The sequence below is a fragment of the Pseudomonas sp. 21LCFQ010 genome (genome assembly GCF_024129905.1).
GTDB lineage: Bacteria > Pseudomonadota > Gammaproteobacteria > Pseudomonadales > Pseudomonadaceae > Aquipseudomonas.
Genome location: NZ_JAMYDZ010000007.1, coordinates 157,627 through 170,287, shown reverse-complemented (window position 1 = coordinate 170,287; position 12,661 = coordinate 157,627). Strand labels below are relative to the sequence as shown.

At 60.2% G+C, this 12,661-nt stretch carries 10 protein-coding genes and 2 tRNA genes; 2 read left to right on the top strand and 10 right to left on the bottom strand.

Annotation, left to right across the window (positions count from 1 at the left end; translation table 11 throughout):
- Positions 1 to 47: 47 nt before the first annotated feature.
- From dnaB to rnr, 7 genes are all read right to left on the bottom strand, one after another.
- Positions 48 to 1,442 (bottom strand): replicative DNA helicase, encoded by a 1,395-nt coding sequence (gene dnaB, locus NJC38_RS11180; RefSeq protein ID WP_045486851.1) that lies wholly within the window; start codon positions 1,440 to 1,442, stop codon positions 48 to 50.
- A gap of 115 nt (positions 1,443 to 1,557) precedes the next feature.
- Positions 1,558 to 2,004, bottom strand: coding sequence for a 50S ribosomal protein L9 (rplI, locus tag NJC38_RS11175; protein ID WP_045486850.1), 447 nt, complete (start codon positions 2,002 to 2,004; stop codon positions 1,558 to 1,560).
- Positions 2,005 to 2,023: 19 nt separating this feature from the next.
- Positions 2,024 to 2,920, bottom strand: a complete 897-nt coding sequence (locus NJC38_RS11170) for a hypothetical protein (protein ID WP_253114575.1) — start codon at positions 2,918 to 2,920, stop codon at positions 2,024 to 2,026.
- Positions 2,921 to 2,958: 38 nt separating this feature from the next.
- Positions 2,959 to 3,189: a 30S ribosomal protein S18 gene (gene rpsR / locus NJC38_RS11165; protein ID WP_003249563.1), complete on the bottom strand. Its 231-nt coding sequence runs from the start codon at positions 3,187 to 3,189 to the stop codon at positions 2,959 to 2,961.
- A gap of 28 nt (positions 3,190 to 3,217) precedes the next feature.
- A complete protein-coding gene (gene rpsF, locus NJC38_RS11160; RefSeq protein WP_045486846.1) occupies positions 3,218 to 3,643 on the bottom strand; it encodes a 30S ribosomal protein S6 in 426 nt (141 codons plus the stop codon).
- Positions 3,644 to 3,949: 306 nt separating this feature from the next.
- The gene (gene rlmB / locus NJC38_RS11155) at positions 3,950 to 4,696 is read right to left on the bottom strand and encodes a 23S rRNA (guanosine(2251)-2'-O)-methyltransferase RlmB (protein ID WP_253114572.1); all 747 of its coding nucleotides are present in this window, start codon (positions 4,694 to 4,696) and stop codon (positions 3,950 to 3,952) included.
- Positions 4,693 to 7,281 carry a ribonuclease R gene (gene rnr / locus NJC38_RS11150; RefSeq protein WP_045486837.1) on the bottom strand — a complete coding sequence of 863 codons (2,589 nt, stop codon included), beginning with the start codon at positions 7,279 to 7,281 and terminating at the stop codon, positions 4,693 to 4,695. Before rnr ends, rlmB begins: the two co-directional genes overlap by 4 nt.
- Before the next feature lie 228 nt (positions 7,282 to 7,509).
- Here rnr and NJC38_RS11145 point away from each other — a divergent pair.
- A tRNA-Leu gene (locus NJC38_RS11145) sits at positions 7,510 to 7,596 on the top strand.
- Between the two features lie 65 nt (positions 7,597 to 7,661).
- Positions 7,662 to 7,748 (top strand) — tRNA-Leu (locus tag NJC38_RS11140).
- Between the two features lie 159 nt (positions 7,749 to 7,907).
- On the opposite strand, the gene NJC38_RS11135 is transcribed toward NJC38_RS11140, so the two are convergent.
- From NJC38_RS11135 to NJC38_RS11125, 3 genes are all read right to left on the bottom strand, one after another.
- Positions 7,908 to 9,842 (bottom strand): methyl-accepting chemotaxis protein, encoded by a 1,935-nt coding sequence (locus NJC38_RS11135; RefSeq protein ID WP_045486835.1) that lies wholly within the window; start codon positions 9,840 to 9,842, stop codon positions 7,908 to 7,910.
- Positions 9,843 to 10,009: 167 nt separating this feature from the next.
- Positions 10,010 to 11,302 (bottom strand): adenylosuccinate synthase, encoded by a 1,293-nt coding sequence (locus tag NJC38_RS11130; RefSeq protein ID WP_253114569.1) that lies wholly within the window; start codon positions 11,300 to 11,302, stop codon positions 10,010 to 10,012.
- 54 nt (positions 11,303 to 11,356) lie between these two features.
- The gene (locus NJC38_RS11125) at positions 11,357 to 12,544 is read right to left on the bottom strand and encodes an ATP phosphoribosyltransferase regulatory subunit (RefSeq protein WP_045486831.1); all 1,188 of its coding nucleotides are present in this window, start codon (positions 12,542 to 12,544) and stop codon (positions 11,357 to 11,359) included.
- Positions 12,545 to 12,661 lie beyond the last annotated feature (117 nt).

Below are 12,661 nucleotides of genomic sequence, written 5' to 3'. Positions count from 1 at the left end.
GGAACACCAGGCCGACAAGCTGTCACCAGAACAAAGTGCCGGCAGGATCAATCATCGTCGAACTGATAACTGCCCGGCGCGAGGTTTTCGAAGCGGGTGTATTTACCGATGAACGCCAGCCGTGACGTGCCGATCGGGCCGTTACGCTGTTTACCGATGATGATTTCCGCAACCCCCTTGAACTCGGTCTCCGGGTGGTAGACCTCATCGCGGTAGACGAACATGATCACGTCGGCGTCCTGCTCGATCGCTCCGGATTCACGAAGGTCGGAGTTGATCGGGCGCTTGTTCGGCCGTTGCTCCAGAGAGCGGTTGAGCTGCGACAGGGCGATGACCGGACAGTTGAATTCCTTGGCCAGTGCCTTGAGGGAGCGGGAAATCTCGGAGATTTCGTTGGTCCGGTTCTCGCCGCCGGCACCTGGGATTTTCATCAACTGCAGGTAGTCGATCATGATCATGCCAATATCGCCATGCTCGCGGGCGACGCGCCGGGTTCGGGCGCGCATTTCCGACGGGCTGATGCCTGCGGTATCGTCGATGAACAGCTTGCGGTCGTTGAGCAGGTTGACTGCCGAGGTCAGGCGCGGCCAGTCATCATCGTCCAGTTGCCCGGAGCGAATCTTGGTCTGGTCGATACGCCCCAGCGATGACAGCATCCGCATCATCAGCGATTCGCCTGGCATCTCCAGCGAGTAGACCAGCACGGCCTTTTCGCTGCGCAGCACGGCGTTTTCGACCAGGTTCATGGCAAAGGTGGTCTTACCCATCGATGGACGACCGGCAACGATGATCAGGTCGGCCGGCTGCAGCCCGCTGGTTTTGTCATCCAGATCGGTATAGCCGGTGGACAAGCCGGTGATCGCATTGTTGCTGTTGAACAGCGTGTCGATGCGGTCGATGGCGCGGGTCAGCAGGTCATTGACGCCGACCGGGCCGCCAGTCTTGGGACGCGCCTCGGCGATCTGGAAGATCTGCCGCTCGGCCTCGTCGAGAATTTCCTCGGCAGTGCGGCCTTCAGGGTTGAACGCGCTGTCGGCGATATCGTTGCTGATACCGATCAGTTGCCGCAGGGTCGCACGCTGGCGGACGATCTGCGCATAGGCCTTGATGTTGGCCACCGACGGGGTGTTCTTGGCCAGCTCGCTGAGGTAGCCAAGGCCGCCGACCTGAGAGGTCTGGCCTTCCTTGTCGAGTTGCTCTGACAGGGTCACGACGTCGATCGGCAGGTTCTGATCGGCCAGCCGGGCAATGGCCCGGAAGATCAGGCGGTGGTCATGTCGATAGAAATCGCCATCGGATACTTGATCGAGCACGCGCTCCCAGGCGTTGTTGTCCAGCATCAGACCACCCAGCACAGCCTGTTCGGCCTCGATGGAATGCGGCGGCACCTTGAGGGCAGCGGTTTGCAGATCGTATTGCTCGGGGGCGGAAATGTCGTTCATGGCCACTGGAATTAGTAGTTACTCATTTCAGAAAGACAAAGGGCACGACCTGTAAACAGGATCGTGCCCGATGTTAATCCTCTGGCGGGCCAGCCGCCAGAGCATCACGTACTGCTTACGCAGCCACCACGACAACGCGAACGGTCGCATCAACGTCGCTGTGCAGGTGCACGGCAACGTCGTACTCGCCGACGTTACGGATGGTGCCGTTCGGCAGACGAACTTCGCTCTTGGCAACTTCAACGCCGGAGGCGGTCAGTGCGTCAGCGATGTCGTGGGTGCCGATCGAACCGAACAGCTTGCCTTCGTCGCCAGCGGTGGCAGTGATGGTCACTTCCAGCTCGGCCAGTTGGGCAGCGCGGCTTTCAGCCGAAGCTTTCTTGTCTGCAGCCAGTTGCTCCAGCTCAGCACGACGCTCTTCGAACGCAGCCAGGTTGGCTGGGGTCGCAGGGGTGGCTTTGCCGTAAGGCAGCAGGTAGTTACGACCGTAGCCGGCCTTAACGTTTACTTTGTCGCCCAGGTTGCCCAGGTTGGCGACTTTTTCCAGAAGGATCAGTTGCATGTGGAAATCCTCTAAACTTTTAACCTTCACCGTTCGCAGGACCGTTACCGGCGTCTTTCGACCCCCGGCGGCCGCGAAAATCAATCAGGCTGTCGACAATGGCCAGAACCACGAGCAACGGATAGATCAGTTGCATGACTAACAGCAGCGCGACATACATCCCCACCAGCCAGAATTTGCCAAGACGCTTTTCAGCGACCAGGCCATGAACCAGTGCCAGCCCTGCAAAGACCAGCGGCACGCTGCACAGAGGTGTCAGCATGGCCATGTGGGGACCGAAATTCGGCCCGACCAGCATGGCGACCACCAGTACCAGCATCGGTATTGGCGACAGTCTCACGGCACGAAATTCGCGCCCGAAACCGCCAGGGTTGTACAACAACGCTTGCCAGTAACGCCCCAGCATCAGGGTCAGCACACTGACGATCTGCAACAAAGCCGCTATCAGGCCATTGAGTACCGGTGCAATCAGGGATCCCAGACGGGCCCGCTCTTCTACGCTCATTTGCTCGTAGAGGCCGGCGAGCATTGTCGGCAGGTGTTTCTGAATCTCCTGCGACAACAGCTCGATAGGTTCACGGAATACCGCTCCCAGGATCACTGCATACATCAGTCCCCACGCCACACTGGCGAGTAACACACGGGCCCAGGACTCGCTGGCACGCAAAACCATTGCCAGGCCGAGCGATCCGACCAACACCATGGCGGTGCGCGGTTCGCCGAAATACCACCAGGCCAAAGCCGGCAGCAGAGCCCAGGCCAGGATGCCGGCGGCATCGCTGAACCCGCGTCGCAGAAGCACCAGGCATCCTGCGGCAGCACTCAACCAGAACAGCAGCGGCAATGCCGCACATCCGACCACCACGAAGGTGGCCTGCATACGGCCGCGCATGATCAATTCAGCCAAGGCACGCATGCGATCTATCCCTTGTTACGCTTGTCGACGACCCGGTCTCAGCGGCCGTGGCTGTCGGTGTAAGGCAGCAAGGCCAGGAAGCGGGCGCGCTTGATAGCGGTGGCCAGCTGACGCTGATAGCGAGCTTTGGTACCGGTGATACGGCTTGGAACGATTTTGCCGGTTTCCGATACGTAGGCTTTCAGAGTGTTGAGATCTTTGAAATCGATCTCTTTCACGTCTTCAGCGGTGAAGCGGCAGAATTTACGACGACGGAAGAAACGTGCCATTTAATAGGCTCCTCAAAAGGTCCGTGGATTACTCGTCAGCGCTATCGCTAACGTCGCTGTTGTCGCTGTCGTCGCCATCGGCGCTGTCAGCGTGCTCAGGACGATCGCGACGCTCACGGCGCTCGCTGCGGTTTTCTTCAGCCTTGAGCATCTCGGACTGGCCGGTAACAGCTTCGTCACGACGGATGACCAGGTTACGGATCACGGCGTCGTTGTAACGGAAGTTGTCTTCCAGTTCGGCCAGAGCCTTGCCGGAGCACTCAACGTTCAGCATCACGTAGTGAGCCTTGTGAACGTTGTTGATGGCGTAGGCCAGTTGACGACGGCCCCAGTCTTCCAGGCGGTGGATCTTGCCGCCGTCTTCTTCGATCAGCTTGGTGTAACGCTCGACCATGCCGCCGACTTGTTCGCTCTGGTCCGGGTGAACCAGAAAGATGATTTCGTAATGACGCATGAATGCTCCTTACGGGTTGTAGCCTGCCGCTTGCGCGGTCAGACAAGGAGTGAATGACTCGTTCTGATCTTGCTCGTCACAGGCGCATGTACGCCTGCCATGACAGCAAGGGGCGCAATTGTAGAGAAGCGCCGGAGGTGGCGCAAGAACATTGGTGAATTATTGAGCAATGAGCAGCTGCAAGCTGCAAGCTGCAAGCTGCAAGCTAGAACAAAGGCAGATCGTGGCAAACGGGAATACTGTGTCCGCCCGGTTCTGCTTTTTCTTGTAGCTTGTCGCTTACAGCTTGTAGCTGGCGCGCAGCGCCTAGCGCTTGCTGCCGCGCTGACGCTGGGCTTCGAACAGACACACACCGGTCGCAACCGAGACATTGAGGCTGCTGACGCTGCCGGCCATGGGCAGACGCACCAGAAAATCGCAATGCTCACGGGTCAGGCGGCGCATGCCTTTGCCTTCGGCGCCCATGACAATGGCGATCGGCCCGGTAAGATCCTGCTGGTACAGCTCCTGCTCGGCTTCGCCCGCAGTGCCGACGATCCACACGCCGCGTTTTTGCAGTTTTTCCAGGCTACGCGCCAGGTTGGTTACCGCCACCAGCGGGATGACCTCGGCGGCACCACAGGCCACTTTACGCACCGTGGCATTGAGGGTTGCCGATTTGTCCTTGGGCACGATCACCGCCAGCGCACCGGCGGCATCGGCGGTGCGCAGGCAGGCACCGAGGTTGTGCGGATCGGTCACGCCGTCGAGCACCAGCAGCAATGGCGCGCCTTCATGACGCTCAAGCAACTCATCGAGCATCGCCTCGCCCCAGACCTGGCTGGGGCTGACTTCCGCCACCACACCCTGATGCACACCTTCAACCCAGGCGTCCATCTCGCGGCGCTCGGCCTGACCGATCTGCACGCGGTTCTGCGTGGCCAGTTCAACCAGGTTTTGAACCCGCGGTTCGCTGCGCCCTTCCGCCAGCCAGATCTGCTTGACCCGTTTGGGGTGATGACGCAACAACGCCTCTACGGCATGCACGCCGTAGACTTTTTCCAGCTCACTCATGACTTGCCCTTGGACTTGGACCGCGATGGCCCCTTGCGATGCTTGGTCGGCTTGCCAGCCGGCTCACCGCTGTGCGATGAGGACTTGCCTGAAGACTTGCCGGCGCCCTTGGCTTCGGCCAGCAGCGCCTTTTTCATTTCCCGGCTCTTGCGCACCTCGGCGTTTTTGGCCACGGCATCGCTCGGATAGTAAGCATCAGCCACCGCACGTTTGCCTGAAGTGGCGCGCCGCTCTTTTTTTGCCGGCGCTGCAGGCGGCTCACTGAAAGGCGATTGGCTCTGCCCCTGATTTTGCCCCTGCAACTGACGCTTGCGCGGTGCAGCTGCAGTCGCTGAACCGGCCGGCACTTCGAAGTCGATCTTGCGCTCGTCCAGATTGACGCGCATGACCTTCACTTCAATGCTGTCGCCCAAGCGGTAGCTGCGCCCGCTGCGCTCGCCAGCCAGGCGATGGTGCACAGGGTCGTAATGGTAGTAGTCGTCCGGCAAGGCAGTGACATGCACCATGCCTTCGACATAGATGTCGGTCAGCTCGACAAACAGGCCAAAGCCGGTCGCTGCGGTGATGACACCCGGGAACGTCTCACCCACGCGGTCTTTCATGTACTCGCACTTGAGCCAGTTGACCACGTCACGGGTGGCCTCGTCGGCACGGCGCTCGCTCATCGAGCACTGCTCGCCCAGTTGCTCAAGGCTTGTTTCGTCGTACGGATAGATCCGCGCCTTGGGAATCGTCGCCCCACCGGCACGCCGCACATGGGGCGTCTCGCGCTTGGAACGGATCACACTGCGGATCGCACGGTGGGTCAGCAGGTCCGGATAGCGACGGATCGGCGAGGTGAAGTGCGTATAGGCCTCGTAGTTCAGGCCGAAGTGGCCGTTGTTGTCGGAGGTGTACACCGCCTGGCTCAACGAACGCAACATCACGGTCTGGATCAGGTGATGGTCCGGGCGTTCACGCACGGTTTCCAGCAGCGCCTGGTAATCCTTCGGGGTTGGCCCCTCTTTGCCCTTGTGCAGCGACAAACCCAGCTCACCAAGGAAGGCACTGAGCTTTTCCAGACGCTCTGGCGGCGGGCCGTCATGCACCCGGTACAGGGCAGGAATCTCGTGTTTCTTGAGGAATTCGGCAGTGGCCACGTTGGCCGCCAGCATGCACTCCTCGATCAGCTTGTGCGCATCGTTGCGGGTGGTCGGGCGGATCTCGGCGATCTTGCGCTCGGCACCGAAGATGATGCGGGTTTCCTGGGTTTCGAAGTCGATGGCACCACGCGCATGCCGTGCGCCCAGCAGCACCTTGTACAGTGCGTACAGTTGCTTGAGGTCCGGCACCACTTCGTTGTATTGCTCACGCAGCTTGCGTGCTTCGGAAGTACGCGAGTGCTCAAGGATGGTGCTGACCTTGTTATAGGTCAGGCGTGCATGGGAGTGGATCACGGCTTCATAGAACACGTAATCGACCATCTCGCCGGTCTTGGAGAAATCCATCTCGCAGACCATGGCAAGGCGATCGACATGCGGATTCAGCGAGCACAGGCCATTGGACAGCTCTTCCGGCAGCATGGGCACGACGCGCTCGGGGAAATACACCGAGTTGCCACGCACCTGGGCCTCGGCATCCAGCGCCGAGTCGACTTTCACATAACTGGAAACGTCGGCAATCGCCACGTACAGCTTCCAGCCGCCGGAGAACAGCCGCAGTTTGCCGGGGCGCGCTTCGCAGTACACCGCATCGTCGAAGTCGCGGGCATCTTCGCCGTCGATGGTCACGAACGGCAGATGGCGCAGGTCGATGCGGTTGGCCTTGTCGCGCTCTTCGACTTCGGGCTTGAGGCGCCCGGCCTCCTTGAGCACCCCTTGCGGCCAGACATGCGGAATATCGTAGCTGCGCAGCGCAACGTCGATTTCCATGCCCGGAGCCATGTAGTTGCCTACCACTTCGACCACGTCACCTTGAGGCTGGAAGCGCGGGGTCGGCCAGTGGGTAATCTTCACCGAGACGAACTGGCCCACCTTGGCGCCACCGTTACGCCCTTGGGTGATCAGCACTTCCTGCTGGACCTTGGGATTGTCAGGCACCACGAAACCAATGCCGCTTTCTTCGTAGTAGCGACCCACGATGGTTTCGTGTCCACGGGAGATGACTTCGACAATCACCCCTTCGCGGCGGCCACGACGATCGAAACCAGCCACACGCGCCAGGCCACGGTCGCCGTCGAACACCAGGCGCATCTGCGCCGGGCTCAGGAACAGGTCATCGGAGCCATCGTCCGGAACCAGAAAGCCGAAGCCGTCACGGTGGCCCGACACGCGACCCAGGATCAGGTCCAGCTTGTCGACCGGCGCATAGGTGCCGCGACGGGTGTAAATCAGTTGACCATCGCGCTCCATGGCCCGCAAACGGCGGCGCAGGGCTTCGATCTGGTCTTCGGTGGTCAGACCGAATTCGTCGACCAGCTGCTCACGGGCAGCGGGCGAACCACGCTCAGCGAGGTGATGCAGGATCAGCTCGCGGCTGGGAATGGGGTTTTCGTATTTTTCCGCTTCACGGGCGGCCTCGGGATCGAGGGATTGCCAATCGGCCATTAGTATTCGTTCACCTTATCTGTAAGGGCGCAGTTTCGCATATACGGGGTTGAAACGCTAAATGAAGGCGCCTAACCCCATCCAGTCACTTTTTTTCAAAAACCTTAAAAAAGAGCTTTACAGGCTTTCATGCCATCCCTATGATGCGCACCACAACGACGGCACAGCCTACGTTGAGTTGTAACAAGCTTTGATTTCAAACGAAATTAAAGCCAAATGCAACGAGTTGCCCAGGTGGTGAAATTGGTAGACACGCCAGCTTCAGGTGCTGGTGGCCTTACGGCCGTGGAAGTTCGAGTCTTCTCCTGGGCACCAATTCAAACATTCAAGATAATGTCTTGGATGTAGCTGAAAAAGCAAACGCTGCAAATGCAATATCCGCCCAGGTGGTGAAATTGGTAGACACGCCAGCTTCAGGTGCTGGTGACCTTACGGTCGTGGAAGTTCGAGTCTTCTCCTGGGCACCAATTCAAACAAAACCGAGCCACTGGCTCGGTTTTGTGCTTTCTGCGATCCGGTTTTTCATCACCCTAACCGACAATCAATGCCGCCCTAGCGCCACCTACGCAAATCCCCCGCCACACAAATCAGTGGCGACCGAAGCCGCCACCCGCATACCAGCCCCATCAAGCCCGGAACTGCCCCAGGCTCGCCTTGAGCTGCGCCGCCAGACCACTCAGCACTTTACCACTAGCAGTGGTTTCCGATACCGCCTGCGCTGCGCGCTCCGCCTGGGCATGGATCACCTCGACCCGACCACGCACCGCCTGCGCACCTTGCGCCTGATGCACAGCGGCCTGAGTTGCCAGACCAATGGCCGCATGCACCTGCTCGACCGACTCCTGCACCGATTGCTGCAACCTAGAACTGTCACGCAACACCGCCAACCCCTCTTTGGCCTGCCGGCCGGCCTGATCAATTGCCGCCACCGCCTCCTTGGCGCCGCGCTGCAACGCCACGATATGTTCCTGAATATCGCCTGTGGAGCTTTGAGTCTTGCTGGCCAGCGCCCGCACCTCGTCCGCCACCACAGCAAAACCACGTCCGGTTTCACCGGCCCGCGCCGCTTCAATCGCCGCGTTCAGGGCCAGCAGGTTGGTCTGCTCGGCAATCCCGTGAATCACCTCAAGCACCACTTCGATCTGCTGACTCTGCTGGGCCAGACGCTCAATCACCTGAGCACCGGTCTCGACCTGCCCGGCCAGCGCCTCGATCAGACCGCCCACCTGGTTGGCAGTGCGCGTGGTTTCATCGGTCGCCTGCTTGATTCCCACCACTTGCTGCAACGCACTCTGCATCACCTGGCTTTCGTTCTGCGCCTCATCAGCCATACGCTCCAGTGCCTGCAAGCTGGCGGCGACTTCGTCACGCTGCCGCCCGGCTGCCGCATCGGCACCGGCATTGCGCTCGCTCATCACGCCGATTTCGACACCGGTACGCTGGGCCACCTCACCCGCCTCACGCACGATTGGCTGTAGCTTGTCGACAAACCGGTTGACCGCTGCCGACATATCGCCAATTTCGTCATCGCTGTCGAGCTTGACCCGCTTGGTCAAATCACCCTCACCCGCTGCCAGGTCATTCAGGGCCGCAATCAGCAAGCGCAGTTTGCTGACCACCCGCCGCCCAAGCACCACAGCCACCAACAGCAGCACACCCAACCCGACCAGCGCCAGGCTCAGACCAATCCTCCAGCGCAGTGATTCAGCTGCTTGCTGCACCGCCAGCCGGGTATTGCCCGCCATGGTGTCGGCAGTGTTGTGTGCCTCCTGCAAGCGGCTGCGCAGCGCCGTCGAACTGCCTGCCGAAGCACTGGCCAGGCTCTCTGAAACCAGTTGCTCGCTACTGCTGATGAGGCCCGAGAAGCGCTTGTCCAGCGCAGTCAGGTTTTCTTCCACCGCACTGGTAGAAACCCCCATGCGCACCTTGCCGATCTCGACGCCATTGGGGCTGATCGATGCTTCGACGTAATACACACCCGGATCGGTTTTCGCCGCATCCAGGACCTTGTCCATGGCCCGCTCGCCCTGCCCCTTGGCCAGCAGCGCCTTGATCTTGGCGTTATCTCGATCCAGGTAGCGAGTCAGGTGCTCACCGGCCGCATCGTCATAGACGACGAACAACACGTTGGGATTGCGCTGCGCCCGGCGGGCGAATTCGGAGAGGGTCGGGGTGTCGTTATCCCACATGGCACGCGGCGCAACCGCCGCCAGCAATTCGGCCATGTCATTGGCAGACTCGTGCAGGTTCTTTTCCAGCGTGGCACGCAGTTGCCCCTGCTCATCCTTCAAACGAGTGGACAAACCCTGACTCAAACGCTGGCGGGTATTGGTCGATAGCGCTTCCAGGCTGGAAGCAACTTCGTTACTGGCACGCTCCAACTGAGTCGACAGCTGTTGCGAATCCACACCCAGACTGCGGGCAAGATCAGCCTCCAGCGCAGCCACCGTGCTGCGTGTCAGCGCAACAGCGACCAGCACTTGCACCAGAAGGGCAATACCAAGAGCAATGAATACAGGACGCAACAAACGACTACGCAGCAGAGAAAGGACAGCAGACACGGGGGAACTCCTTCCACCAACAAACGCCATCAAACTGATAGCATCTTTTCTGACGTTTCTACAGCAATAGTCGTGCCCACAGCAAGTAACACATTTATGAGCAACTCAGCTGCCCAGAAACGACAAAGGGTCGCAAATGCGACCCTTTGTCGTGTAGCGCGATCAGATCAGGCGAACGGATGACGCAGGACGATCGTCTCGTTGCGGTCAGGACCGGTCGAAATGATGTCGATCGGAGCACCCACCAGCTCTTCGATGCGCTTGATGTAAGCCTGGGCAGCCGCCGGCAGCTCGGCAAGGGTCTTGGCGCCCAGCGTCGATTCGCTCCAGCCCGGCAACTGCTCATATACCGGACGCAGGCCTACATAGCTGTCGGCATCGGTCGGCGCTTCGATCACCGCACCGTTTTCGTTCTCGTAACCGACGCAGATATTGATGGTTTCCAGACCGTCGAGCACGTCCAGCTTGGTCAGGCACAGGCCCGAGATGCTGTTGATTTCGATGGCACGGCGCAGGATCACGGCGTCGAACCAGCCGCAACGACGAGCGCGGCCAGTGGTGGAGCCGAATTCATGACCACGCTTGGCCAGGAACGCACCGGTGTCGTCGAACAGTTCGGTCGGGAACGGACCGGAACCTACGCGAGTGGTGTAGGCCTTGGTGATGCCCAGAATGTAGTCCAGGTACAGCGGACCAAAACCGGAGCCGGTGGCGATACCGCCAGCAGTGGTATTGGAACTGGTCACATACGGGTAAGTACCGTGGTCGATGTCGAGCAACGAACCCTGAGCACCTTCGAACATGATGTCCTTGCCGGCGCGACGCAGCTCGTGCAGTTCGGCGGTCACATCGAGCATCAGCGGTTGCAGCTGCTCGGCGTATTCCATGCATTCGTCCAGCGTTTTCTGGAAGTCGATAGCCGGCTCTTTGTAGTAATTGACCAGCTGGAAGTTATGGTAATCCAGCAGCTCACCCAGCTTGGCAGCGAAACGCTCGCGATGGAACAGGTCGCCCACACGCAGGCCGCGACGAGCAACCTTGTCTTCGTAGGCCGGGCCAATACCGCGACCGGTCGTACCGATCTTCAGCTCGCCACGAGCCTTCTCGCGCGCCTGGTCCAGCGCAACGTGGTAAGACAGGATCAGCGGGCAGGAAGGGCTGATACGCAGGCGCTCACGCACCGGCACGCCTTTTTCTTCGAGCTTGACGATTTCGCGCATGAGCGCGTCGGGCGCCACGACCACACCGTTACCGATCAGGCACTGTACGCCTTCGCGCAGTACACCGGACGGAATCAGATGCAGTACGGTCTTCTCACCATCGATCACCAGGGTGTGGCCAGCATTGTGACCGCCCTGATAGCGAACTACGGCGGCAGCATGTTCGGTCAGCAGATCGACGATCTTGCCTTTGCCCTCATCACCCCACTGGGTGCCCAGGACTACGACATTCTTACCCATAACACTCGTCCTCATTCACGCAAACTTGGTGCCGGCGGCAGCCGGCAGGAATACTCAAGAGGCCAGTGGCATTACCTGCCAGCCCTCACCATGCTGAATCAATTGCCGGTCGCAGCCAGCTTCACGCGCGGCGCTTACCTGCTGCCCAGGCAACGCCTGAACGACACGTTGCCCGTCTTTGCGCAACTGGCAGATGGACTGCCAGAGCGCTGAATCATTACTGTCCGGCACCCAGATACCGCCGGTCGGCACTTCGATTTCGGCCTGCCCCAGAGTGACCAGGGTTTTCAGATCGGTCGAGAAGCCGGTAGCCGGACGTGCACGACCGAAATCGGCACCGATATCGTCGTACCGGCCACCCTGAGCAATCGACTCGCCTACACCCGGCACAAACGCGGCAAACACAACACCGGTGTGGTAGTGATAACCGCGTAACTCACCCAGGTCGAAATACAGCGGCAACTGCGGGAAGCGCGCGGTCAGGCGTTCGGCCACCACCAGCAGGTCATCCAGTGCCGCCAGTACCGGTGCAGGCGCACCCGCCAGTCGTTCACGGGCCTCGGCCAGCACCTCACGGCCGCCGCACAGCCCGACCAGCGCCTGCAGCATGGAAGCCAGGTTGGCAGGCAGACCGGTGGTCAGGCTCACGACCTCGTCGATGGCCTTGCGCTGCAGTGCATCGAACAACTGCTGCTCGACCTCGCCAGACAAGCCGGCTGCACGCGCGAGACCGCGGTAGATACCGACATGCCCCAGATCCATATGCACATCCGGCACTTCGGCCTGCTGCAGCATCGCCAGCATCAAACTGATGACTTCGACGTCACTGCTGGTGCTTGCATCGCCATAAAGCTCGGCACCCAGCTGGATCGGGCTGCGCGAATTGGACAATGCACGCGGCTTGGCATGCAGCACGCTACCGGCGTAGCACAGACGTGTCGGACCTTCACGCTTGAGGGTGTGGGCGTCGATACGCGCCACCTGCGGCGTGATGTCGGCGCGAAACCCCATCTGCCGCCCCGACTGCGGATCGATCACCTTGAAGGTACGCAGGTCCAGATCGGAACCGGCGCCGATCAACAGCGACTCAAGGTATTCGATATGCGGAGTGACGACGAATTCATAGCCCCAGCTCTGGAACAGGTCCAGTACCTGACGTCGTGCGACTTCAATGCGTGCAGCATCGGGTGGCAGCACTTCTTCAATGCCATCCGGGAGCAGCCAGCGGTCAACCGTTGCCATTAAGCCCTTCCCCTTATCCGGGCGGCCAGCCTTCGGGCAAGCCTTGAATGAAGCAGAGAGCGGTCGCCATACGACGGGCACGACAAACACCCGAAACCAGGCCTCGGACCCACTCTC

Coding starts and splice junctions, on each gene's coding strand:
- dnaB (WP_045486851.1), bottom strand. CDS start 1,442: ATGAACGACATTTCCGCCCCCGAGCAATACGATCTGCAAACCGCTGCC.
- rlmB (WP_253114572.1), bottom strand. CDS start 4,696: ATGAGTGAGCTGGAAAAAGTCTACGGCGTGCATGCCGTAGAGGCGTTG.
- rplI (WP_045486850.1), bottom strand. CDS start 2,004: ATGCAACTGATCCTTCTGGAAAAAGTCGCCAACCTGGGCAACCTGGGC.
- rnr (WP_045486837.1), bottom strand. CDS start 7,281: ATGGCCGATTGGCAATCCCTCGATCCCGAGGCCGCCCGTGAAGCGGAA.
- NJC38_RS11170 (WP_253114575.1), bottom strand. CDS start 2,920: ATGCGTGCCTTGGCTGAATTGATCATGCGCGGCCGTATGCAGGCCACC.
- rpsR (WP_003249563.1), bottom strand. CDS start 3,189: ATGGCACGTTTCTTCCGTCGTCGTAAATTCTGCCGCTTCACCGCTGAA.
- NJC38_RS11130 (WP_253114569.1), bottom strand. CDS start 11,302: ATGGGTAAGAATGTCGTAGTCCTGGGCACCCAGTGGGGTGATGAGGGC.
- rpsF (WP_045486846.1), bottom strand. CDS start 3,643: ATGCGTCATTACGAAATCATCTTTCTGGTTCACCCGGACCAGAGCGAA.
- NJC38_RS11125 (WP_045486831.1), bottom strand. CDS start 12,544: ATGGCAACGGTTGACCGCTGGCTGCTCCCGGATGGCATTGAAGAAGTG.